Source organism: Pseudomonas sp. MS01C9, assembly GCF_058202755.1.
In genome coordinates, this window is the sequence record NZ_CM177073.1 from 257,969 (window position 1) to 279,848 (window position 21,880).

At 62.2% G+C, this 21,880-nt stretch carries 22 protein-coding genes; 8 read left to right on the forward strand and 14 right to left on the reverse strand.

The features are described from left to right. Positions 1 to 99: 99 nt before the first annotated feature. From AC1M7R_RS01185 to argC, 4 genes are all read right to left on the reverse strand, one after another. Positions 100 to 1,026, reverse strand: a complete 927-nt coding sequence (locus AC1M7R_RS01185; RefSeq protein ID WP_490610174.1) for a FecR family protein — start codon at positions 1,024 to 1,026, stop codon at positions 100 to 102. Then, a complete protein-coding gene (locus AC1M7R_RS01190; RefSeq protein ID WP_072399132.1) occupies positions 1,023 to 1,529 on the reverse strand; it encodes an RNA polymerase sigma factor in 507 nt (168 codons plus the stop codon). The genes AC1M7R_RS01185 and AC1M7R_RS01190 overlap by 4 nt, the downstream gene beginning before the upstream one ends. 251 nt (positions 1,530 to 1,780) lie before the next feature. Then, on the reverse strand, positions 1,781 to 2,476 hold the full coding sequence (locus AC1M7R_RS01195) for an HAD family hydrolase (protein WP_490610175.1): 696 nt from the start codon (positions 2,474 to 2,476) through the stop codon (positions 1,781 to 1,783). A 37-nt stretch (positions 2,477 to 2,513) separates the two neighbouring features. After that, entirely contained in the window at positions 2,514 to 3,437 is a 924-nt protein-coding gene (gene argC / locus AC1M7R_RS01200) for an N-acetyl-gamma-glutamyl-phosphate reductase (protein ID WP_490610176.1), read from the reverse strand. 114 nt (positions 3,438 to 3,551) lie between these two features. Between argC and AC1M7R_RS01205 the strand changes: the two genes are divergently transcribed. Next, positions 3,552 to 4,436, forward strand: coding sequence for a LysR family transcriptional regulator (locus AC1M7R_RS01205; RefSeq protein WP_490610177.1), 885 nt, complete (start codon positions 3,552 to 3,554; stop codon positions 4,434 to 4,436). Between the two features lie 118 nt (positions 4,437 to 4,554). Here AC1M7R_RS01205 and AC1M7R_RS01210 read toward each other — a convergent pair whose 3' ends face one another. The 4 genes from AC1M7R_RS01210 to AC1M7R_RS01225 form a co-directional block, all read right to left on the reverse strand. Beyond that, on the reverse strand, positions 4,555 to 6,492 hold the full coding sequence (locus tag AC1M7R_RS01210) for a M10 family metallopeptidase C-terminal domain-containing protein (RefSeq protein WP_490610178.1): 1,938 nt from the start codon (positions 6,490 to 6,492) through the stop codon (positions 4,555 to 4,557). A gap of 269 nt (positions 6,493 to 6,761) precedes the next feature. After that, positions 6,762 to 7,754 (reverse strand): TerC family protein, encoded by a 993-nt coding sequence (locus AC1M7R_RS01215; RefSeq protein ID WP_076406827.1) that lies wholly within the window; start codon positions 7,752 to 7,754, stop codon positions 6,762 to 6,764. A gap of 334 nt (positions 7,755 to 8,088) precedes the next feature. After that, the gene (locus tag AC1M7R_RS01220; protein WP_337349774.1) at positions 8,089 to 8,478 is read right to left on the reverse strand and encodes a hypothetical protein; all 390 of its coding nucleotides are present in this window, start codon (positions 8,476 to 8,478) and stop codon (positions 8,089 to 8,091) included. Between the two features lie 70 nt (positions 8,479 to 8,548). Continuing rightward, positions 8,549 to 9,325, reverse strand: coding sequence for a hypothetical protein (locus AC1M7R_RS01225; protein WP_172834637.1), 777 nt, complete (start codon positions 9,323 to 9,325; stop codon positions 8,549 to 8,551). Between AC1M7R_RS01225 and AC1M7R_RS01230 the strand changes: the two genes are divergently transcribed. The 4 genes from AC1M7R_RS01230 to AC1M7R_RS01245 all read left to right on the forward strand — a co-directional run bounded on the left by AC1M7R_RS01230 (position 9,324) and on the right by AC1M7R_RS01245 (position 14,409). Next, positions 9,324 to 10,031: a phytanoyl-CoA dioxygenase family protein gene (locus tag AC1M7R_RS01230; protein WP_337349773.1), complete on the forward strand. Its 708-nt coding sequence runs from the start codon at positions 9,324 to 9,326 to the stop codon at positions 10,029 to 10,031. The genes AC1M7R_RS01225 and AC1M7R_RS01230 overlap by 2 nt on opposite strands. A gap of 73 nt (positions 10,032 to 10,104) precedes the next feature. Next, complete coding sequence (locus AC1M7R_RS01235) at positions 10,105 to 10,905, forward strand: DUF6630 family protein (RefSeq protein WP_490610179.1); 801 nt, start codon at positions 10,105 to 10,107, stop codon at positions 10,903 to 10,905. Between the two features lie 192 nt (positions 10,906 to 11,097). Then, a complete protein-coding gene (locus AC1M7R_RS01240; protein ID WP_076406825.1) occupies positions 11,098 to 12,051 on the forward strand; it encodes an alpha/beta fold hydrolase in 954 nt (317 codons plus the stop codon). A gap of 177 nt (positions 12,052 to 12,228) precedes the next feature. Then, complete coding sequence (locus AC1M7R_RS01245) at positions 12,229 to 14,409, forward strand: ATP-binding protein (RefSeq protein WP_490610180.1); 2,181 nt, start codon at positions 12,229 to 12,231, stop codon at positions 14,407 to 14,409. Between the two features lie 66 nt (positions 14,410 to 14,475). Here the strand turns inward: AC1M7R_RS01245 and AC1M7R_RS01250 are convergent, their stop codons facing one another. Both AC1M7R_RS01250 and AC1M7R_RS01255 read right to left on the reverse strand, forming a co-directional pair. Further along, on the reverse strand, positions 14,476 to 14,868 hold the full coding sequence (locus tag AC1M7R_RS01250) for a GFA family protein (protein ID WP_072458351.1): 393 nt from the start codon (positions 14,866 to 14,868) through the stop codon (positions 14,476 to 14,478). A gap of 28 nt (positions 14,869 to 14,896) precedes the next feature. Beyond that, positions 14,897 to 15,823 carry a LysR family transcriptional regulator gene (locus tag AC1M7R_RS01255; protein WP_072393018.1) on the reverse strand — a complete coding sequence of 309 codons (927 nt, stop codon included), beginning with the start codon at positions 15,821 to 15,823 and terminating at the stop codon, positions 14,897 to 14,899. 140 nt (positions 15,824 to 15,963) lie between these two features. On the opposite strand from AC1M7R_RS01255, the gene AC1M7R_RS01260 reads away from it, so the two are divergent. Continuing rightward, positions 15,964 to 16,368, forward strand: a complete 405-nt coding sequence (locus tag AC1M7R_RS01260) for a RidA family protein (protein WP_072393015.1) — start codon at positions 15,964 to 15,966, stop codon at positions 16,366 to 16,368. A 78-nt stretch (positions 16,369 to 16,446) separates the two neighbouring features. Here AC1M7R_RS01260 and AC1M7R_RS01265 read toward each other — a convergent pair whose 3' ends face one another. From AC1M7R_RS01265 to AC1M7R_RS01280, 4 genes are all read right to left on the reverse strand, one after another. Further along, positions 16,447 to 16,923 (reverse strand): VOC family protein, encoded by a 477-nt coding sequence (locus AC1M7R_RS01265; RefSeq protein ID WP_072393012.1) that lies wholly within the window; start codon positions 16,921 to 16,923, stop codon positions 16,447 to 16,449. Positions 16,924 to 17,049: 126 nt separating this feature from the next. Beyond that, entirely contained in the window at positions 17,050 to 18,351 is a 1,302-nt protein-coding gene (locus tag AC1M7R_RS01270; RefSeq protein ID WP_072393008.1) for an Nramp family divalent metal transporter, read from the reverse strand. 172 nt (positions 18,352 to 18,523) lie between these two features. Continuing rightward, positions 18,524 to 18,760 (reverse strand): hypothetical protein, encoded by a 237-nt coding sequence (locus AC1M7R_RS01275; protein ID WP_072393005.1) that lies wholly within the window; start codon positions 18,758 to 18,760, stop codon positions 18,524 to 18,526. Continuing rightward, positions 18,753 to 19,529, reverse strand: coding sequence for an MlaA family lipoprotein (locus AC1M7R_RS01280; RefSeq protein WP_490610181.1), 777 nt, complete (start codon positions 19,527 to 19,529; stop codon positions 18,753 to 18,755). Before AC1M7R_RS01280 ends, AC1M7R_RS01275 begins: the two co-directional genes overlap by 8 nt. A gap of 229 nt (positions 19,530 to 19,758) precedes the next feature. Between AC1M7R_RS01280 and AC1M7R_RS01285 the strand changes: the two genes are divergently transcribed. Then, positions 19,759 to 20,469: a response regulator gene (locus AC1M7R_RS01285; RefSeq protein ID WP_072392998.1), complete on the forward strand. Its 711-nt coding sequence runs from the start codon at positions 19,759 to 19,761 to the stop codon at positions 20,467 to 20,469. Beyond that, entirely contained in the window at positions 20,466 to 21,812 is a 1,347-nt protein-coding gene (locus tag AC1M7R_RS01290) for a sensor histidine kinase (RefSeq protein WP_072392995.1), read from the forward strand. The genes AC1M7R_RS01285 and AC1M7R_RS01290 overlap by 4 nt, the downstream gene beginning before the upstream one ends. The last annotated feature ends 68 nt before the right edge of the window (positions 21,813 to 21,880 follow it).

The following is a 21,880-nucleotide window of genomic DNA, read 5'->3' on the forward strand; positions in this document are numbered from 1 at the left end:
CGCATTTGCAGGAACGGAAGACGAAGGCGGCGATGATTTCTGAACCATCGCCGCCCAAATATTTTCTTTTTTCTTGAAGGTACAGGCGCGGCGCGGGTCTCAGCGACGTGACGCGACCAGGATCAACCCCGGCAGGCGCACCAGGCGCACAGGCAAGGTGGTTTCCACAGCGCTCAACACCGCCTGCGGATCGTCAAGGGCGAACACGCCGGTCACCTGTAGGCGGCGAGCGGCGTCATCGACAAACAGCACCCGCGCAGACTGGCTGCGCTCGAGTTCGGCGAACACTTGCTCCAGGGGCCGGTCGCGGAACACCAGTTTGCCGCGCTGCCAGCCCAGGCGCTGGCGCGCATCCAGTGCTTGCGGCGCCTGCAGCGCCCCGCCGCGCCATTGCACCTGCTGCCCGCCGACCACGGGCAGCGGCTCGCCGCCCGCGCTGGAGGCCAGCACTCGGCCCTCGCTGACTGCGAGGTCGACACCGCCCTCCTCCAGACGCACATCGAAGCGCGTGCCGGTGACGCGGATGCGCGCCTCGCCGGCACTGACCATGAACGGCCGGGCCGGGTCATGGGCGACCTGGAAATCCGCCTCGCCACGGTACAGCCTGACCTCGCGACGACCGTCGACAAACTGCCAGTCCAGCGCCGAATCGCCGTTGAGGGTCAACAGCGAACCATCGGCCAGACGCACCTCGCGCACCTCGCCCGGCTGGGTGCTGATGTCGGCATACAGGCCAATCCAGGTGCCGCGCGGCAGCCACAGGGCGAGCAACAGCATCGCGGCGCAGGCCAGCGGAGCCGCCCACAGTCGACGACGACGCAGCACGCGCACCTGAGGCTGCTCGGCCGGACGTTCTATCTGGCCGAGCAACGACCACAGCCCTTCCACCTCACGCAACGCCTGCTCGTGCTCGGGCGCCGCCTGGCGCCAGGCCTGCGCGGCAGCGCGATCGGCAGCGGTGGCGCGGCCGGAGTGCAGCAGCACCTGCCACTGTCGGGCCTGGTCGATAAGCGAAGGATGATTCACGGCTGCGGGTCCATCTGCTGCTGGCAGTGTTCGAGGGCCTTCAGGATATAGCGTCCGGCCATACTTTCCGAGACACCCAGGCGCTCGCCGATCTCACGCTGGGTCAGCCCGTCCAGGCGATTCCACAACAACGCCTGGCGCAGGTGCGGGGGCAAACCCTCGACCACGCGCTGCAATCGCTCCAGGCGCTGGGCGTCGCTTGCCGCTCGCTCCGGACCCGGCTGGGCACTGACCAATTCGATGGATATCTGCTCCTCGACCGGGCGGGATTTTTGCTGGCGGCGGTAGTCGATGATCAGGTTGCGCGCGATGCGGTAGAGAAACGCGCGAAGATTGCCGATTTCCGTCCCGGACTCGCGCCGACGAAAGCGCAACCAGGTTTCCTGGCGCAGGTCGGCCGCCAGCTCTTCACACTTCACCTGACGTGTGAGAAAGCGCAGCAGTTCGTTCGAATGGCTCTCGAACTGGCCGTCGGCGGAATGAGGATCGGATGGCCAGGACACGCATGCGACTCTAGCAAGGAAGAATCGCGAGAGTATATCAAATGATAATGACTTTCAATTAGTCAGAACTTGCGGCATCCGTCCCCTTGATGGGTGTAAAAACGGGGCGACCCAAGGTCGGATGGGGAGCAAGCCCTGAGGGCAGCCACTCGGTCAAAGTCTGGTCAGAAAGGGCGAGCAGTGCACGATCTGATCCAGCAGACCTGCGTCGATTAGACGGTGATATGCCAATTGGCCGTCAGGTACCGCTATCAGGTTGTAAGCATGTCCAAGAGCTCTTTCAATGTTTCAATGGAGCGCTCCGCTGGTGCTATGTTCGCGGGCCACGGATGGAATCCACTCAACCAGACGGCAAGCATTCCGGCGGCTGCGGCACCCAGGTAATCATTCTGCGGGTGATCCCCCACAAACCAGCAATGCTCGGGACGGGCCCCCAATGCCTTCGCTCCCTGATGGAATATTTCAGGCGCCGGTTTCGAAACACCCCACGTTTCAGAGCAAATCATCGTCTCAATGGCATCCCCGAAGGGCAGTGCCTTCAGGGTCTGCCGTCGCGAATGCTCGGCGCCATTGGAGATGACACCGATGGCAATTCCCTTGCGACGAAGCGCTTGAATCATCGCGCCAGCGCCTGGCATTTCAACCGCAGCGCTCGGAAAGTGATTGATCCAATGGGTGATCAATCGCTTGGGATCGATTGGCCCGCGCCACTTCAACTCCTGAGCCAACGTGTACCCAACCGCCTCACGGATGGAAGAGTATTCAGACTCCGGTCGCAGATACCCACCGTTATCGGTGCGTGCGATCAGATGGGAGATCCGACGGGGGTCCACTCCCGAGATTTCACCCTTGAACTCATCCAGAAATCGCTCAACGTAGCGGTCAATGCTGAGCGCACGATGGGTCAACGTGTTGTCCAGATCGAACAGAATAGCTTTCGGTGCCAAGCTCCCTCCTAGCGATCAAGATGCTGATGAAAAATTCTCACGCCATCATCAAATCCAGATTCTCCACCGCCGCGCCAGCGGCCCCCTTCCCGAGATTGTCGAATACCGCCGCCAACAGAACCTGTCCCGTCTCGTCATTTTCACACACCACTAAACGCAAACCGTCAGTCCCGTTGAGGGCCTGGGGATCAAGGTATGTCAGCTCCTTAGCCTCTTGCATCGACATGACCTGTACAGAGGGGGCGTCGGCGTAGTGCTGCATCAGGCAGGCATGCAACCGCATCGCATCCACGCCTGGCGCCAGCAAGCGAAGTTGCAACGGGATGGTCAGCACGATGCCCTGGCGAAAAACCCCGTAGGCCGGTACGAACATCGGCCGCTCCGTCAAACCGCTGTGCTGCTGTATTTCCGGAATATGTTTGTGCGCCAACCCCAGACCGTAGACCTGGAACGCGGGAGCCTGCGATGCGCCCTCACCCTCATACTCTTGTACGCCGACGCGCCCTTTTCCGGAATAGCCCGACACGGCGTGAATGCTCATCGGGTAGTCCGTGGGCAGCAGCCCAGCCTCCAGCAATGGACGCAGCAGCCCTATCGCTCCCGTGGGATAGCAACCGGGGTTGCTGACCCGCCGCGCCGTGGCGATTCGTCTGGCCTGCTGCGCGTTCATCTGCGCGAAACCGTAGACCCAGTCTGGATGGGTACGGTGCGCGGAGCTTGCGTCGATCACCCGTACAGCGGGGTTTCTGATGCTCGCTACCGCGTCGCGTGCAGCCGGGTCGGGCAAGCAAAGAATGGCGATGTCGCAGTCGTTGATGATTTCAGCGCGGCGTTGCGGATCCTTGCGATGTTCGGAGCTGAGCGTGACAAGCCGCAGATCGGTCCGCCTGCTTAAACGCTGATGGATTTGCAACCCGGTGGTGCCTTGGTCGCCGTCGATGAACAGGTGAGGAATCGCCATGGAAAGCTCCCGGACACAGGAAATCAGGAGACTCCATCTTCAGGGAACGGCTAAGATTGGAAAAGTTGAATTTCCAAACGATTGAATTCAGTTTTCCTGAATATGGAATGACCCATGCGTGAAATCAGCCTGGACCGCCTGCGCACCTTGGTAGCCATTGTCGACCTGGGCTCGTTTGCCGAGGCCGCTCGTGCCTTGCACCTTGCGCCCCCCACCGTCAGCTTACATATCACCGATCTGGAGTCGCGGGTTGGTGGTCAGCTGTTGTCACGTACCCGTGGACGCATTCAGCCTACGACGATTGGCGAAACACTGGTGAACCGCGCGCGGCGCCTGTTGGCGGATGCGGAACAGGCGCTTGAGGACGTCGAGCGTCAGGTACAGGGCTTGGCCGGTCGTGTGCGGCTGGGGGCCTCCACAGGGGCCATCGCCCAGTTGCTGCCGCAAGCGTTGGAGACGTTAGACCAACGCCATCCCGCTATCGATGTGCAGGTCGCCGTGCTTACCTCCCAGGAGACGTTGAAGAAGCTTGCCGAGGGCTCGTTGGAAATCGGCCTGGTCGCGCTGCCACAGCCCCCGGTGAAGGGGTTGCGGATCGAGCCATGGCGACGCGACCCGGTCATGGCCTTCTTGCCGGCTCGCTGGGACTGCCCGGACATCGTGACACCCGGTTGGCTGGCCGCCCAACCCTTGATTCTGAACGACAGCACCACACGGCTTTCGCGCTTGACGTCGGAATGGTTCGCCAATGATGAACGCCAGCCTACGCCGCGAATTCAACTGAACTACAACGATGCGATAAAAAGCCTGGTGGCTGCCGGCTATGGCGCAACGTTACTGCCCCATGAAGCCTCCACGCCATTGCCCGATACACGAATCGTCATGAGGCCATTGCAGCCCTTGTTGTGGCGTGAACTGGGGATTGCCCACCGGGGTGGCGAGGTCGAGCGGTCTACGCAACATGTGTTGGATGTGTTGAGGGGGTTGAGTGCTGGGTAGGTGCAATGACCAAGGCCAGCGATCGACCTAAAGCTGCCCTATATGGAGGTCTTCCACGCGCATAGCGCCTTGGACCGCTCAGGAAGCGGCCCAAGGCAAGGAATGACCAGGTTGGCGTTCACACCCAGAGGTCAGTCGCTCCGATCAATTGGAAGACTTCATCTCCCGCAGGCTCGGCGAAGATGATGTCCAGGTTACGGTACCCGGAGTGGTCCCCTGCCAGGCTCAACTCGAATCGAGCTCCATTGGCGTCGGCTTCGTAGCTCTTCAAGTAGGTCAGGTTCTTGGCTTCATTGACAACCACGTCCAACGTGCCGTTGTAGCCATTTCCCAGCCGGGTAAAGCCCAGGGCGGACAAATCGATGGTGTCTTCACCCACCGTATAGTCAAGCAGCCGATCCGTGTGGTTTTCGGTGGCGGTACGGTAGCTGTCGCTCAGCGCGTCGAAGCGGAACACATCGTTGTTACCGCCACCTGCCAGCAGGTCCCGGCCCTCTGCGCCTACCAGCACATCATTCCCCAGTGCGCCATAGAGGCGGTCATCCCCCGCGAACCCTTCGATGATTTCGCCTCGGGCGTTGCCCTGTAGACGATCGGCCTCTTCGGTGCCCGTCAACCTGGCTTGCTGGAACAGGATGTTGGTTTCATTCAGCGTTTGGCTCAAGTCACCATCGAAGACCAATTCGAAGCGTTCCCCCTCCGCGTTGGCATCGAAACTCTTGAGGTAGGTCCGCGTTCCGCTTTCATTGACTCGTATCGCCAGCGTTCCGTCATGTCCATTGCCCAGCCCGAGGAAGCCCAGGGATGAGAGATCGATCGTATCGGTGTTGGGGTCGAAGTCGGTGATTCGGTCGCTATGGGCCGTGGTTACGGTTCGGTAGCTGTCTGCGACTGACTCGTAACGGAACGTATCGGCCCCGACGCCGCCCGTCAGCAGGTCGCGACCTTGCTGGCCATCGAGCAGATCGTTACCGGCCCCGCCAACGATGGCATCGTCGAACGAGTCGGTACCCAGCAAGAAGTCATCATTCTGGCTACCGTCAAGGTGGTAATAGCCGTCGTCGGGATTGCCGAAGCTGTGATCCAGGCTACCGTCGGGGTTCAACTGAACCAGGGCGGCCAGATAACCGTCCGCCTTCGTCCCCTGGCTTCCCCCAATCAACACCCTGCCGTCGGCCAGCACCACCATGTCGGCGACTGCGAAAGGCGCACTTTGCGAGCCCCAGCTCACCTGCCCCTGATCACCGAACCCGGTGTCGAGCGAGCCATCTGCGTTGAGCCGCGTGACCGTCGCCACGCCGCCCGAGGCGCCCGCCAGCAGGATTTTGCCGTCCTCCTGGATAACGAGGGCGTTTGCATGAACATCCAGGGCCAGGCTGCCGCCGTTGGCAAAGCTGCTATCCAGGGTACCGTCCTGGTTAAGGCGGGTCAGGGTGTCCTGCCCCGTGACCAGTACTTTTCCGTCTTCCTGCAGGGAAACGTCGATCGTACCGCGGGGTTGAATGCCGACGGATGCTGGCAGGTGCAGGACCCCGCCCTCTGCGAAAGACGAGACCAGGGCCCCCGTCGCGTCGAAGCGGGCGATATAGATTTCCCCAGTGGGATACGCAGCGCTCGCGAAAAAGCTGCCGTCGCGCTGCACGGAGAACGACGCTTGCTGGCCTAGAGATTCATTCCAGTAGAACGGCACGGTCGCGGTTCCGCCGTTGCCGAAACTCGTATCGAGGCGGCCGTCAGCCAAGGTACGACTTACGCCCGACACCCAGGCATCGCCGACTTTCACGTACTGAGCCACCAGGTAGCCCCCGCCCGGCTGCACCGCGGCATTACCGCCGTCCTCGATATCGAGCGACACAGGCAGGAGGGATTTGCCGTCTGCACTGTAGCTGCGGTCCAGGCTACCGTCGGCATTGAACCGGACCAGGCTGCCGGTGAAGCCCGAATCCTCTTCGCCTCCCAGGCCCAGGCGGCTGTAGGCGCCAAGCCAGATGGCACCGTCCGGATCGACCGTGATGCCGCCAATCTTGTCCGAGCCCCATAAGGCCGTGGCTACCATGCCCGTGTTTCCCACAGCCGCAGCGGTGGGCGAAGTGCTATGACTCATGTCCATGCCTCCCGTAGCAATTTGTCGCCCAAAACAATAGACACGGCTCGGTCTGGTTGCCAGTTATGCAGCGAAGAGAGGTTCTGAGGTGGCGTTCTAGTTTGTTATCAGTGCAACTTCTACGGACGATATCCGCTGCAAGCGTAACTGGCATATTTTTCCAAACCCGGCCCTCGCGCCGGGTTTACTGTTTTCGTTTGGCAGCCGACAGTTTTCTGGATCTAAACCTGGGGACCAGCGGAGGTTTGGTCGCGGGTTTTCCAAAGCGACAGCAGCACACCGCCCAACAGCAAAGCCACCGTTACCCCCAGAGAAAGGACTGCCGGAATCTTGCCGATGATGCCGACCATGAAGATCTTGCCGCCGATGAACACCAGCACCAGCGCCAAGGCGTACTTGAGGTAGGCGAAGCGGTGGATCATCGCCGCCAGAGCGAAATACAGCGCACGTAGGCCGAGGATGGCGAAAATGTTCGAGGTGTAGACGATGAAGGGGTCCTGGGTGATGGCAAAGATCGCCGGCACGCTGTCCACAGCGAATACCAGGTCGGCGCACTCGATCAGCACCAAGGCCAGGAACAACGGCGTCGCCCAGACCACGGACTTGCCATTGGCATCCATCTGGCGGACGAAGAAGCGCTCTTCATGCAAGCGATCGGTGACCCGCATGTGTTTGCGCAGGAACTTCACCAGCAAGTTATCGCTAAGGTTCGGGTGGGCATCGATCTTGCTGAACAGCATCTTTACCCCGGTCAACAGCAGGAAGATGCCGAATACATAGAGAATCCAACTGAACTCGGCGATCAGCGCTGCACCTAGGCCAATCATGATAGCGCGCAGCACTATGACACCGAGAATGCCCCAGAACAGCACCTCGTGCTGATACTTACGCGGAATTGAGAGAAAGCTGAAGATCATCGCCATGAGGAAAACGTTGTCCATCGACAACGATTTTTCGATAAGAAAGCCGGTGTAGAAATCCATCCCGGCATCACCGCCCTTGACCTGCCAGACCCAGAGGCCGAACAGCAAGCCAGCCGTGACATAGCCGGCAGACAGTAACAGGCTTTCACGAACGCCGATTTCTCGATGCTCACGGTGCAGCACCCCGAGGTCAAAGATCAACAGGCTCAAGACGATGCTGACAAAAACGAGCCACAACCAGCTGGCGGTGCCGAGAAACTCGGCAAGAAAGAACGCTTCCAGGGCAGTCATGAGCCCCCTCCTCTGATGTCGAAGTTGTACAAACTGCAACTCCGACATGGCAGCGATTCGCTGTCAGAGGGGCCCGGCGTTGTGAGAAAAAATTTAGAGAGGCGCGTGCGGTTTCTCAATCACTCAAGGGTTGCAAGTTATTTCAATGGAAGGCCGCACCTGAGGTCGGAATGACATTGACAGAAATTGCACAGCCTGGCTCTCTGGAGAAGTAAAAGACTGCCATCATCGTCGGAACATACAGGTCAGCCTCTATGCGCAGATCAAGACTCACTCACCACCTCCCCAACCTGTAAGCACACCTCAACTGAGCGTATTCATCGCTACCCAACGCTTACTGGTCATCCCCCTCCGCCGAATCCCCAGCCTCACCCGATGGTGCTCCATAAGACTCGCCGATCTCCACCCGATCCGCCCTCACCCAACCGGTAAAGTCATCGCCGCTCTTGGCGATGAAGTTCACTTCCAGCCATGACTCGTCTTCAAGGCTGGAGTAGAGGGTGAGGGAGTCGCCGGGTATGACGAAGATTTTCTTGTTGGCGCAGGCCTCGTCCGGGGCTTCGTGGAGATGCAGGCGGCCGCTGCCAATGACCTTGCCTTGTAGCGGCGGATGAAATTCCGGCACCGTCCCCGATAGCTTTTCCGCCAGGGCTGAACAGTCGACGGCTGCCTGGGTCAGGCCACTGAAAAGACACAGGCAAAACAGGCTTGAACGCAAATGCATGTTGAGAAATTCCGTTGGGGTTACAGCGGGATCGGGCCCTGCCTGCATGATTGTGTGGACGAGTCCGTGCCTATTGCACAACCCCGTTATAAACCGTCACCTCACCGTCCTCCTTCTTCACCAGCAACTTATTCCCCTGCGCCTCAACCTCCACCCGTTCCGAGCAACCCTTGACCTCTTGCTTGCCATCGACCCGCTCGGCCTCGGTGTCGAAGCTCAAGACATAGGTGGACGCCGGGCAGGCATTGCCGCCCTCGCCGGTGGACACGACCACCACGTACCGGCTCGGGCCAAATGTGAAGGCCCTTTCGATGGTCACATAGCCGGTGTATTCGGCCTGTTCGACGACCGATTCCATGACGTTGATCACACCGGCACGGGATCGGTAGTTCAGCGCGGTTCCCGTGCCCTGGGGCTGGGTCGTGAAGGGGCCTGCACGCTCCGTATTGATGGGCAGCGCCTGGTAGGCTACGCCGGGCGGTGCCGACGGTGCGGCTTTTTGGGTGGTGGTGGTTTTTGCCACGGGGCTTTGTTGCGGCTGGGGCAGATCGCACAGGCCGTTCTTGCAGATCAAGTCACCTTGGCAGTCGATGTCTTGCGTGCATTGGTTGGTTTCTTCGAAGGTGCTTTCTTCGGCGTTGGCAAAGCCGGCAACAGCCAGCGCCAGGAAGGTACAGGCGAACAGACGCTTCATCGGTGAAGTCCTTTTCTGGATGGTGGCGTGATGATAACGGTGGCGCGGGATATTGTCCCGGTGATCGCCTTCGATTTGCCATGCGGGGTGGTCTGGGTTGGGTTTGACGGCTAGCCTTGCGGATGCCCTTGTACGCAAGTCGAGGAAAGACATGACGGATCGCGAGCGACTTCATCGCGATGGCTACGCGCTGCTTCGTCGGGCGATCCCGGCCGGGTGGCTGGAGGCGCTGCGCAAGGCTTTCGATTCCGGCGTGAGGCCGGCGGATCAATGGCCGGTACCGCGTGGCACGGGCTGGCGTTATTCGATGCTGGATGACAATGAGACGGTGCAGGCAGTGTGTCGTTTGCCCCAGGTGCTGGCGGTAGCAGGCGAGTTGATCGCCGAGCGGTTCTTTCTGTCCCAGGTGGAAGGACGCGAACCTCTTGCCGGTGGCGGCCATCAGCCGTTGCATCGGGACCTGTCAGCCAAACGGCCCGGCGACGTTGCGATTGCCCTGGCTTTCTTCGATGACTATGGCCCCGGCAACGGTGCGACCCGTCTCGTTCCCGGCAGCCATCGCCCCGGGCCGGGGGAACCGGCCTTCGACTTCGCCGATGAGTCACGCTCCGTGCAGCTGGCGGGCTGCGCCGGTGACATCCTGGTGCTCGATGTCGACCTGGTGCATGCCGGCAGCCTGAATTCCATGGGCACGCGCCGGCGCTCCATTCTGATCAGCTATTTTGCCGAGACGTTGTACGCCTCGCACCTGGAGACCGTGGGGCTGCGCAACGTGCGCATGGACACTGGCGAGCGGTTCGAGCCTTCGGATTTTTCCTTGCAGAACCCGGGATTCAGCAACCCCGGTACCTTGGTGTAGGATCAGCGCCATTGAAAAAGCGGTGCACCTGCCCCGGCGCATCCGCTCCCGCCCTCCTGCAGGCGCTTGCCCTATGAATCCAATCGATCCGCTGTCGTTTCAACGTATCACCACGGCCCATGGCACGTTCGAGGGCGCGACGTATTTCGATGCCGAGGAAAGCCTCGTCCATGATGTGTTTCCAGACCGCATCGTTTTGCAGACCAACTACCTGGACCACACCAGCTATGCCGTCCATCTTGCCGAAGGTGAGGTTCGCGTGCACAAGACGCGGCTGGATAACTACCAGCGCGGGCACAAGGCCCAGGTGATCGACGATGAGATGGACGAAGAGGACTGGCAGGAGCTGGACAGCCTCTGGCAGCGCTTGAGCCGCGACCTGGACACCCAGGCGCAAGGCCCCGGGCTCGATGTGGCCGATACGCTGGCCGACCTGTTCCATTGCCTGTTCGACGAGGTCCACGCCCAAGCGCTCGTCGAGAACCTGCCGGCGCCTACCGCGCAGTGGGACTGGGCGTGGACGCAGGTGGCCTCAGCACTCACCGCGGCCAACCAGTTGGCCGAGTTCGAATGGAAAGCGTGGTCGTCCTGCGGGATCCATGCGGTCAATGCCCTGGCCCCGCTACGGCAGTCGGGTATCGAAATCCCCGCGCCTGAGCGTGACACCGTCGATGCCGTCAACCGTGCCAGCGATTGGGAGCGGGCGGTGCTGCAATATTTCAATGCCCGGCTCGACGCCCACGATCTGAAGTTGCTGGCCCTCGGCACGCATTTCGATGAATACCAGGCCTTCGCCTGCCTGCCCATGAATGGCCTGGGCCTGGTCGATGCCTTGGAAATCATGGGGCGGCTGGGCATCGTCCATCGATATTGAGCGTCTGCATGCCGCAATGCGTGAGGGCTCGGGGAGCCCTCGACCCAAGCGCAGCGCAGCTATCCGTTTTCCTTATAGTCGCTATCGATAGCATGCAGTTCTCGTCCCCCTCCACTCTCTCTAATCTGCCCACCAACGCGATCGATGACGACCGCCGCAGATCGAACCACACCCCTTATGGAGAGAGAAACGATGAACACCTTCAACCGCACCCTGGCCATTGCCACCCTCGCACTCGCCACCCTCAGCGCCCATGCCGCGACGCCTGCCCAGGCCGGTACGACCGTGTCCGCCGTCGGCAGCGTCGTCCAGTCCGCCAGCTACATCACCACCCGGGATGGCGTGCAGCTCTACTACAAGGACTGGGGCCCTCGCAACGGCCAGGTAGTGACCTTCAGCCACGGCTGGCCGCTGGACTCCGACAGCTGGGAAGCGCAGATGATGTTCCTCGCCTCGAAGGGCTATCGGGTCATCGCCCACGACCGCCGCGGCCATGGCCGTTCCAGCCAGCCCTGGGAAGGCAACGACATGGATCACTACGCCGACGACCTGGCAGCGGTGATCGAAGCGCTGGACCTGAAGGATGTCACCCTGGTGGGCTTCTCCACCGGCGGTGGTGAAGTGGCGCGCTACATCGGTCGCCACGGCACCGCGCGAGTGAAGAAAGCCGTACTGGTCTCGTCCGTGCCACCGCTGATGCTCAAGACCGACACCAACCCCGGCGGCCTGCCGATCACCGTGTTCGACGGCCTGCGCAAGGCGTCCCTGGAAAATCGCTCGCAGCTCTACCTGGACATCGCTTCGGGCCCGTTCTACGGCTACAACCGCAAGGGCGCCAAGCCATCTCAAGGTCTGATCCAGACTTTCTGGGCGCAGGGCATGATGGGCGGCAGCAAGAACACCTATGACTCGATCGCGGCCTTCTCGGCCACGGATTTTCGCGCCGACCTGAAGAAGTTCGACGTGCCGACGCTGGTGATCCATGGCGACGACGACCAGATCGTGCCCATCGATGCCGCCGGCCGGGCTTCGGCCGCACTGATCAAAGGTGCCCGGTTGATCGTCTATGCAGGTGCGCCCCATGGTTTGACCGAGACCCACAAGGATCGCCTCAACCAGGATCTGCTGAAGTTCCTCCAGGAATAAACCCTGTAGGCGCGAGCCGGCTCGCGCCCACCTGCCCCTCGCAAAAGCCCTTCCCTGGAAGGGCTTTTGCGTTACCCAGACCCTCGCCGGAAGCGCCCGGAGCAACGCTCATCGATTGCTGTGAACCTCGCCGCCGTCCGGCCCTCGGATACTGAGGACGTACCACGGATGATCCCCATGGCAATCGAAGACACGTTGTTGCGCCAACGCAAGGTACTGGCCGAGTTCGGCGAGCTGGCCCTGGCCTCGGATGACCTGGAGCACATCCTTGACCAGGCGTGCCGCCTGGTGAGCGAGGCGCTCGACACGCACCTGGCCAAGTTCATGTGGCTGGAGGAAGACGGCGTGACGTTCCTGGTGCGCAACGGCGTGGGCTGGACACCGGATGTCGTCGGCCAGGTGCGCGTACAGGCGTTGCCGGGGACACCGGAGCGCTATTCGCTGCAGACCAGCAGCCCGGTCATCTCCACGGACATCGCCACCGAAACCCGGTTTCGCTACCACGACTTCCAGATACGCAACGGGGTCCGGGCCTTCGTCAACGTGCTGGTGTACGACGCCGGGCAGAAGCACCCGTTCGGCATCTTCGAAGTCGACAGCCGCAGCCCCCGCCTGTTCAGCGAAAGCGATATCGACTTTCTGCGCGGATACGGCAACCTGCTCGGCGCGGCACAGCGGCGGGTCAACGCATTGCAGGCCATGCGCCGCTCTGAAGAAAAACTGCGCGAAAGCGAGCGACACTATCGAATCGCCGCCGAGCTCAATCCCCTGTGGCCCTGGACCGCCGACAGCCTCGGCGCGGTGCTGACCCTGGATCAGCGCTGGTACGAGTACACCGGGCGCTCGCCGACACAAACCCTGGGCCGCCAGTGGCTGAACGCCGCCCACCCCGATGATCGAATCGCCTTTGCCCGGCTCTGGACGCTGTCACTTACCACCTTGCAACCCTTCGACACCCAGCTGCGTTTGCGCAAGAGCAACGGCGAATACCGCTGGTTCAGGATCCGGGCGCTCTGCAGCCTGGGCCCTGCCGGAGAGTGCGAGCAGTGGTATGGCACCGTTGAAGACATCCATGAACGCGTCCAGCTGGAAAACGCGCTGAGGGACTGGAACGACCGGCTCGAGGAACGCATCGCCAAGCGCACCGAGCAGCTCGAACGCGAGCAGCGGGAACGCACCTTGGCCGAGTCCAAGCTGCGCCAGAGCCAGAAAATGGAAGCGGTCGGGCAACTGACTGGCGGTATCGCCCACGACTTCAACAATCTCCTGGCCGGCATCACGTCGAGCCTGGAACTGATGCAACGGCACATCGACCAGGGCCGGTACGACGAGCTGTCACGCTACAACTCCGTCGCCCTGACCTCGGCCACCCGCGCGGCGGCATTGACCCAGCGCCTGTTGACCTTTTCAAGGCAGCAGTCGCTCCAGCCCGAAGTCTTCGAACCACGGATTGTCGTGGCGGGCCTGGAAGAAATGATCCGGCGCTCCGTGGGGCCCAGTATCCAGGTCGAGTGCTCTTTCAGTGGCAACGACCCGATCCGATGCGATCCCAACGGGCTGGAAAACGCGCTGCTGAACCTGGCGATCAATGCCCGGGATGCCATGCCCGGGGGCGGCGCCCTGAAGTTGAACGTGCACAGTTGCCTGATCGATGAACAGTCCGCCAACGAGAAGATGCTGCCGCCGGGCCCCTACGTCGACATCTCGGTGGTGGACACAGGCACCGGTATCAGCGCCGACATCCTGTCCCGGGTGTTCGATCCGTTCTTCACGACCAAGCCCATTGGCGAAGGATCCGGCCTGGGCCTGTCGATGATCTACGGGTTTGTCCAGCAGTCTGGCGGACAGGTCAGGATCCGGAGCAGCGTCGGGGTGGGTACCACCGTGACGATGTATTTCCCGGTGGTCAGCCAGCCGTCCGCCACCACGCCACAGCCCGGCTCGGAGGAGACGACGTCGTTGCAGCCGGGCAACAACGAAACCATCCTGCTGGTGGACGACGAAGCCGCCATCCGGCAGATGGTGGCCGAATTCCTGGCTGAAACCGGCTACCGCGTCATCGAATCGCTGGACAGCGTTTCGGCCTTGAAGCAGGCCGAAAAGACCGGCCCTGTGGATCTGCTACTGACCGACATCGGCCTGCCCGGCGCCATGAACGGCATCGCCCTGGCCCGGGAAATGAGAGCCAGGCATCCACGGCTCAAGGTGCTGTTCATCACCGGTTTCGCCGAGGGCGAAAGGCTGGTGACGGCCGATGCGCACACCCGGATATTGACCAAGCCGTTCAGCTTGAACGAGCTCGGCCAGCGGGTGAGTTCGCTGATCCAGACGGGCAATGACGGCGCGGGCCCGGCGTAGCAGAGCCTGTCTTGCTCTATCGTCCGTCAGGTTCGCGCAGCTAGCTAGCCCGGTCGATGAAGCCGATCAATCCTCGAACCGCCCCTGGCCGTCACGGTCCCGTGAGTAATGGTGTGCAAGCGGAAACGGCGGCAGCCAGCCTTCGCGGCGCACGGTCCAGCTTTCGTAGGTAGGCGCCAGTTGGTCGGGAGCGTCGAGGATGCCCAGGTGCACTTCGATTTCATCGGTGCTGCGAGCGAACAACGACGAACCGCAGCGGGGGCAGAAATGTCGCCCGGCATATTCCCGTGTCTGGCCCTGGATCGTCACCGCGTCCTGGGGGAACACGGCCGCTGCGAAAAACAGCGCGCCGTGATGCTTGCGACAGTCCAGGCAGTGACAAAGGCCGACTCGATAAGGGCGCCCCGAAGCCTCGATGCGCACATCGCCGCACAGGCAACCGCCGGTGAATCGTTCCATCATGTTCTCCTCTGCAATCGGATTCGACTTACAACGGATGACGTTCAATGATAGGCGCATGTTCCGCCATCAGCTCCGACACCCAGGCGATGAACACCCGCAGCTTGGCGCTGATGTGCCGGTTCGGTGGGTAGGCCAGGTAAAGCGGCATCGGATCCAGGCGCCAGCCGTGGAACAGGCGCACCAACTCGCCCTGGGCCTCGTGGCGCCTGGACATGTATTCCGGCAACCAGAGCACCCCCAGCCCCGCCAGGCCGGCGGCCAGGTAGGCGTTGCCGTCGTCGACGGCCAGGGCATGGCGTCCCTTGATATGCAGCTGCTCGCTGTGATTGCGCATGGCATACGGCACGGCCTTGCCGGTGCGCGCCCACAGGAAGCCGACGATGCGATGCGGCGCCTCTTCCAGCTCTCGCGGATGCACAGGCGTGCCCACCCGTGCCAGGTAGTCCGGCGAGGCGAAGACCCCCAGGGCCAGATCGCCGATGCGGCGGGCGATCAATGACTGGTCCGTCAGCTCACCGCCGCGCACCACGCAATCGACGTTCTCGTCGATCATGTCGACGATGCGATCGCTCACCCCCAGGTCGATCTGGATGTCGGGGTATCGCGCGTAGAACGCCGGCAATGCCGGCACCAGGATCAGGGCGGCCAGCGGGCTCGGCACGTCCACCCGCAGCCGGCCCCTGGGCAAGGCCTGGGCACCGGACAGGCTGGTCTCGGCATCGTCCATGTCGGCCAGCAGGCGGATGACCCGCTCGTAGTAGACGGCGCCGTCGGCGGTCACGTTGACTTTGCGCGTGGTGCGGTTGAGCAGCCTGACCCGCAACCGTGCCTCCAGTTGCTGCACCAGCTGGGTCACGGTGGTCTTGCTCATGTGCAGTGTTTCAGCCGCCTTGGTGAAGCTGCCCGCCTCCACCACGCGAACGAACGCCTGCATCGCATCGAAACGGTCCATGGTTGCCCCGGCTCATCGGATTGTTTGGATTTTACAAACAGTGATCGCCAAGGTTGCTCGTTTATCGCCTCGGCACAAGCCCCTAGAGTGCCTTCATCGTTGATTTCGGGTCAGGTCCGACCTTTTTGATGGAGGTATCTATGACACAGCGTGACGTTGTTTTCCCCCCTGGACGCCAGGCGCTTTACGAGCGCAACCGCTACTCTCCAGCCGTGCGCTCCAATGGGTTTCTGTTCGTATCGGGACAAGTGGGCAGCCTGGAAGACGGTTCGCCGGAAGCCGACCTGCAAGCCCAGGTCCGGCGCGCCTTCAACAACCTGAACGCGATCCTGGCAGCCGCCGGTTGCACCTTTGACGATGTGGTGGACGTGACCGTTTTCATGGTCGATCCACAGTCCACCTTCGAGAAGATATGGGAAGTGGTGCCTGAGTTCTGGGGCAACGCGCCGCACCCGACGGTGACGGCGGTGGGCGTGACCTGGTTGTATGGGTTTGAGTTCGAGATCAAGGTGATCGCCAAAGTGCCTGACGCCGCTTTGGGTTAAGTGGGTCGGCGCAGGCCAGCGGCGCCATCGCGAGCAGGCTCGCTCGCGCAAGGAATCGGCGGCGCCGGTGATATCGTGTCAGCCTTTGACCGCCGCCTCGATCGTCGCGATGTCGATCTTGCTCATTTGCATCATGGCTTCGAACGCGCGCTTGGCGGCGGCTCTATCGGGGTTGGCGATCGCGTTGCTCAGGACCCGAGGCGTGATCTGCCACGACAGCCCCCACTTGTCCTTGCACCAGCCACAGGCGCTGGCCTGGCCGCCGTTGTCGATAATCGCATTCCACAGCCGGTCCGTTTCGGCCTGGTCATCGGTGGCGACCTGGAACGAGAAGGCCTCGCTGTGGGGGAACAGGGCGCCGCCGTTGAGCCCGAGACAAGGAATGCCCATCACCGTGAACTCCACGGTCAGCACGTCGCCTTCCTTGCCGGCCGGATAATCACCGGGAGCGTGATGCACGGCATCCACCGTGCTGTCGGGAAACGTCGCGGCATAGAACTGCGCGGCGTCCAGCGCCGCACCGTCATACCACAGGCAGATTCTGTTCTTGTTCATCCGGATTCTCCGAAATAGCACGGGTCGGCAAAGTCTAGCAGTGCGCCCGTTGCGCCATGGTCGGTGTGATGACCGGCCTGCCGCAGCGACATGGCACTGCGGCAAGCGGATGGGCGCGGCCCGGCCTCAAGTGAACAGGTCGACACCCAGCTGGAACGCGACCCACAGCGCCAGGCCGGTGGCAAAGGCCAGGGCGATGTTCTCGAACAGGTTGTTGCGGTACTCCTTGCCCAGCAACGATTTCTGGTTGGACATGATCAGCAGTCCGAGGGAAATCACCGGCAAGCCGATGATGTTCAGGGCACTGACCCCGATGGTCAGCGTGACGAAGTCAGGCATGCCGGGGAACGACCAGATCAGCGGCGTGACCAGGATGAACAGCATGAACCACTTGTGCATCGGATCGCGGTGGAACTCCTTGCCATACCGCTCCCGGCGCTCGGGCCGCACGTGCTGGAAGGCATCGGTGATGAGCATCGGAAAAGCGGTGGTCTTGCCGGAAATACTGGCGAACAGCGTGGCGAACACGCCGACGAAGAACACATACCAGCCGATCGGGCCGAAGAACAGTTCCAGGGCCTTGCCCAGGTCGCCCAGGGTTTTGACCTCTATGCCGTTGGGCCGCAGGATTTCCGCGCCGACGATCCATATCGCCAGGTTGATGACGATCCCGACGAACACCGCGAACAGCAGGTCGTTGCGCTGGATGCGCTTGTGCTCGGGACCTGTCCAGCCTTTCTGGCGCATGACATAGGGGTGCACGAAGTTGGCGATGGAGCCGGCGACCGCACCGATGACCGAGACGGCCACCAGCAACGCACCGTGTACGCCTTCATCGGGTGGAATGCTGAAGCCGATGGTGCCCCGCACGATACCGGCGACATCCGGGCCGGACATGACAGCCAGGGCGATGAAGGCCAGTGTCATGATTGCCAGCAGCGCCTTCATGACGCCTTCGATCATCGAATAGATATTGCGCCCGACCAGCAGCCACACCGCCAGGACCACGGCCATCGAGCAAGCCAGGGGGTAATCCACCTTCAGCAGCATGGCCAGGGATTCGCCGGCGCCCTTGATCATGTAGGCATTCATCAGATGCCCCATCAGCAGCGCGTACACCAGCAGGAACCAGGCGAAGAACGGGTTGAGCTGGGCATAGCCTTGCAGGATGGTCATGCCCTGGTTATTGCAGAGCTGGAAACGCGCGATGATGTTGACGATCAGGTAGCGCAACAGCAGCGACACTGCCAACACCCACATCATGGCGTAGCCGTAGTTCGCCCCGGCCACGGAAGACGTGATCAGGTCGCCTGCGCCCAGCCAGGACAATACTGCGATGATTCCAGGACCAAGAAGCTTCAGGATGCGGACGAAGCGGCTTTGGGTAGACGCTGCGGCCTGACCCTCGACGGTAGGAATGCTCGTCATGAGATGGAGTCTCCGTTTATTTTTTTTGTAAGAAACGGAGCTAGTCGAACACACTACATACGACGTCGTACAACCTTTATTGTCGACGAAGTGTGTAAAAATGTTTCTAGACACGGACGGCCAAATCCGCGCCGGTGCACGAAGCGTTCCCACCGCCAGGCAAGGCTGGCGGCTACGCCCTCACCCGCTCTCCATGCTCGGTCATCCAACGTATCAGGGTCGCCATCGACACCTGATGATGCTGGACGATGCACTCACCGCCTTGCTCATGGTGGTAGCGCTCGACGTAACGACTGAGCAACACATGATGGCCATCCTCGGCCAGCCGCAGCTCCACCTCACGACACTGCAGCCCGCCCCGGCTGAGGGTCTTGGTGTGTCGTCGCAACACCAGCGCCTGGTTAGTCATCGGCCTGTTCCTGCGCGCATTGCGGGGTGACCGCCCCCAGCTTGCCTTGTGCGACAAAATCGGCGCGCTGTTGCGCCACCGCGTCACGCAGGGCCACGTAGTAATCCGGTTGGGTGCGTAACTGGTCGGTTTGCGGGAGCGCCTGCGCACGACCATCGACGATGCCGCCTGCGGTGTTGATCGTACCCAGGGTGTCCAGGGTGTCGCTGTCGCCTGCGAACGGATCGACCACGAAACCCACCATCTTGCCCGTGGCGTCCCTCAGGTTGGCGGTGCCCAGCAACGGCAACTCGACGATGGGCCCCGGGGCGAGGTTCCAGACCCCGAATGTCTGGCCGAAATCGGCTTTGTGGCGCTCGATCCCGAGCTTGCCCGAGACATCGATCAGCCCGACGATGCCTGCGGTCGAGTTGATGACGAAACGTCCCAGGGTATTGACCGAACGTTGCGCATTGCCTTGCAGCAGGTCGTTGATGAACACCTTGGGCTCGCCGAAGTTGGCCACGAAGTTGTGCACGCCTGTCTGGACCGCCTCCGGCAGCTTGCGGTACTCGCGGGCCATCGGGGCCAGCGCATAATCGTCCACCGTGCGGTTGAAAGCGAAGATCCCACGGTTGATGGGCTGCGCAGGATCGTGGACGGTGTACGGAACGCTTTCGCAACTGCCGGGTTTTGCAGCGGGTGTACTGGTGCAGCCGCTGGCGAGTGCCGCCAGTGCAATGACCAGGGAAAATCCAACACGTAGCGGCGCGGGTTTGAACTTCGGCATACGAGGCTATCTCGGCAAGGAATGGAGAGGTGTCGCCCAACGCCCGCCCAGAACCGAACCCGTGGTTGGCTGATCGACTGGCAACGGCGCGATCCTGCCGCTGTTTTCTTGCCTGGAGATTTCCGCAGTATTGCCCGCCTGCAACTTTATTTCCGGATTGAAATATATGACGCAGGCCATGGATTGACCCTAGTATCGCCCCCTGTATCCATCACCCTGCGTACTCGCCGTGAGCCATTTACTACTGGTGGACGATGACCTAGAAGTCCTCGCCCTCTTGCGCAAATTCCTCGAACAACACGGCTACAGCGTGGAAGTGGCCGCCGACGGTATCGCCCTGTGGCAGGCGGTGGAACGCAGGATGCCGGAGCTGATCATCCTCGACGTCATGCTGCCGGGGGACAACGGCCTGGTACTGTGCCAGCGCCTGCGGGCCGAGCACCGGGTCGGCATCATCATGCTCACCGCCATGGGCGAGTTGAGTGACCGCGTCGTCGGCCTGGAGATGGGGGCGGACGACTACCTGACCAAGCCCTTCGACGCCCGGGAGCTACTGGCCCGGGTACGTGCCGTGCTGCGGCGCACCGGCGAAGCCAGGGGCGTGCCGGGCGACGCGTCGCGCCCGGTCCTGGAATTCGAGAAATGGCAGCTGGACGTCGCCCGGCGCGAGTTACGTTCGCCAGACAAGGTCATGATCCCGCTGTCCACGGGGGAGTTCGAACTGTTGCTGGTGTTCGCCGAACACCCGCGCCGGGTGCTGAGCCGCCAGCAATTGCTGGACCTGGCCCGGGGCGAAACCTTCGACGCCTTCGACCGCAGCATCGATGTGCAGGTCAGCCGCTTGCGTCGCAAGCTGGAGACCGACATCGGCGGCGCGTCCATGATCCGCACCGTACGCAACAGCGGCTACTACTTCAGCCCCCAGGTGCTGAAACGATGAGACCTTCACCCACGGCCCCCCGCCGGCCACGGGACACGGTGGCCCGCTGGATCGCCCTGACCACCCTGCTCGCCATGCTGACCCTGCTGGCCTTGAATGAATTGTTCAGCATGCTCGCCGGTGCCTGGGCGCGGCCGCCGCTGATGGAGACCGGCCTGATCGAAAAAGTCGCCGCCGTGGCCCGCATCATTGACACGGCACCCGTTGCACAACGGCCCGACATCGCCAGGGCGGCCAGCGACGCCGGCTTCAACGTGCAATGGTTGCAACGCCGTGAGGAGGCCCGGCTGCCGGTGATCGACGATCCGGAATTCAGCGCGGGGCTGGACTTCCTGCGCCAGCAGTTGGGCCGGCCGGATGCCCCCGTGGAAGCCTACCAACCCGGCGACTGGCCGAACGATGACCCGGCCGCACGCTACGCGGTGATCATCGGGCTGGCCGACCAGACGTGGCTGGTGCTGTCTGCCCCCTCGCGCAGTTGGGGGCTGGACGAATGGGAGCGCAACCTGATCATCATCGGCTTGATCCTGCTGTCGACCTTCGTCGTCGCGCTGGTGGCCACGCGGCACCTGGCAACCCCGCTGGAGCGCTTCGCCGAAGGGGCCAGGCGCTTTGGCGTGGATCACCAGGCGCCGCCCATCCCCGCGGTCGGCCCCTATGAAATCCGCCAGGCGATCAGTGCCTTCAACGCCATGCAGGCCCAGCTCAAGCACTACCTGCAGGATCGCACGCAGATGCTCGCGGCCATTTCCCATGACCTGCGGGCGCCCCTGACCCGCATGCGCCTGCGGGGGGAATTCATCGAAGACCCCGAGCAGCAATCCCGGCTGTTCAGGGATGTGGACGAGATGCAGGCGATGGTCAATTCGGCCCTGGAATTCTTCCGCGACGACGCGCGGCTCGAACACGCCACCGCGTTCGACCTGGCGGAGTTGCTCCACACCATCGTCGACGACTTGAAGGATGCGGGCGCCGAGGTGTCTTTCCAGGGCTCCCATCGCCTCGTCTATCTGGGCCGGCCCATCGGCATCAAGCGCGCCCTGGTCAACCTGATGGACAACGCCATCAAATATGGCGGCGAAGCGACCATCACGCTGGAGGCCGATGCCAACCGCGTGGACATCCGCATCCTGGACCAAGGCCCTGGCATTGCCCCCGAATACCTCGAGCAGGTCTTCACCCCATTCTTCCGGATCGAAGGCTCGCGCAACAAGCACACCGGCGGTGTCGGGCTCGGACTGTCGGCGGCGCGGGCCACGGTGCTCGAACACGGCGGGACGCTGACCCTCGGCAATCGCCCCGATGGCGGCCTGGAGGTCAAGGTCTCGTTGCCCTTGACCTGACCATCCCCGCAATGGTCGACGAACTAAAGCCTAAACAACTGTCGCCTTCCTCGGTAGGATGTCCGGCC

Coding starts and splice junctions, on each gene's coding strand:
- AC1M7R_RS01220 (WP_337349774.1), bottom strand. CDS start 8,478: ATGCATTTGCGTTCAAGCCTGTTTTGCCTGTGTCTTTTCAGTGGCCTG.
- AC1M7R_RS01260 (WP_072393015.1), top strand. CDS start 15,964: ATGACACAGCGTGACGTTGTTTTCCCCCCTGGACGCCAGGCGCTTTAC.
- AC1M7R_RS01265 (WP_072393012.1), bottom strand. CDS start 16,923: ATGAACAAGAACAGAATCTGCCTGTGGTATGACGGTGCGGCGCTGGAC.
- AC1M7R_RS01280 (WP_490610181.1), bottom strand. CDS start 19,529: ATGCCGAAGTTCAAACCCGCGCCGCTACGTGTTGGATTTTCCCTGGTC.
- AC1M7R_RS01290 (WP_072392995.1), top strand. CDS start 20,466: ATGAGACCTTCACCCACGGCCCCCCGCCGGCCACGGGACACGGTGGCC.
- AC1M7R_RS01275 (WP_072393005.1), bottom strand. CDS start 18,760: ATGACTAACCAGGCGCTGGTGTTGCGACGACACACCAAGACCCTCAGC.
- AC1M7R_RS01205 (WP_490610177.1), top strand. CDS start 3,552: ATGCGTGAAATCAGCCTGGACCGCCTGCGCACCTTGGTAGCCATTGTC.
- argC (WP_490610176.1), bottom strand. CDS start 3,437: ATGGCGATTCCTCACCTGTTCATCGACGGCGACCAAGGCACCACCGGG.
- AC1M7R_RS01240 (WP_076406825.1), top strand. CDS start 11,098: ATGAACACCTTCAACCGCACCCTGGCCATTGCCACCCTCGCACTCGCC.
- AC1M7R_RS01215 (WP_076406827.1), bottom strand. CDS start 7,754: ATGACTGCCCTGGAAGCGTTCTTTCTTGCCGAGTTTCTCGGCACCGCC.
- AC1M7R_RS01250 (WP_072458351.1), bottom strand. CDS start 14,868: ATGGAACGATTCACCGGCGGTTGCCTGTGCGGCGATGTGCGCATCGAG.
- AC1M7R_RS01270 (WP_072393008.1), bottom strand. CDS start 18,351: ATGACGAGCATTCCTACCGTCGAGGGTCAGGCCGCAGCGTCTACCCAA.
- AC1M7R_RS01230 (WP_337349773.1), top strand. CDS start 9,324: ATGACGGATCGCGAGCGACTTCATCGCGATGGCTACGCGCTGCTTCGT.
- AC1M7R_RS01245 (WP_490610180.1), top strand. CDS start 12,229: ATGGCAATCGAAGACACGTTGTTGCGCCAACGCAAGGTACTGGCCGAG.
- AC1M7R_RS01225 (WP_172834637.1), bottom strand. CDS start 9,325: ATGTCTTTCCTCGACTTGCGTACAAGGGCATCCGCAAGGCTAGCCGTC.
- AC1M7R_RS01255 (WP_072393018.1), bottom strand. CDS start 15,823: ATGGACCGTTTCGATGCGATGCAGGCGTTCGTTCGCGTGGTGGAGGCG.
- AC1M7R_RS01235 (WP_490610179.1), top strand. CDS start 10,105: ATGAATCCAATCGATCCGCTGTCGTTTCAACGTATCACCACGGCCCAT.
- AC1M7R_RS01210 (WP_490610178.1), bottom strand. CDS start 6,492: ATGGTAGCCACGGCCTTATGGGGCTCGGACAAGATTGGCGGCATCACG.